We start from the raw sequence: 212 nt of genomic DNA on the forward strand, positions 1-212 counted from the left end.
CCTGCCGGCACCCGAATACCAGAATGCCAGTTATCGCGCTCCGGTTAGCCCGGTCGAGGAAATCTTGACCGGCGTGTTCGCCGAGGTGCTGGGGTTGGAACGCGTCGGCGTCGACGACTCCTTCTTTGATTTGGGTGGGGATTCGCTGCTGGCGATGCGGGTGATCGCCGCGATTGAGATGGGTCTGAATGCCGATCTTTCGGTGCGCACCG

1 protein-coding gene is annotated in these 212 nt (G+C 61.8%); it reads left to right on the plus strand.

Features of this window, described 5'->3' with window-relative positions; all coding sequences use genetic code 11:
- On the plus strand, positions 1-212 hold a 212-nt coding region (locus tag JF781_RS28385), incomplete at both ends, for a phosphopantetheine-binding protein (RefSeq protein ID WP_225341405.1).

It is taken from the genome of Mycobacterium sp. WUMAC-067 (genome assembly GCF_020217485.1).
Classification (GTDB): Bacteria; Actinomycetota; Actinomycetes; order Mycobacteriales; family Mycobacteriaceae; genus Mycobacterium.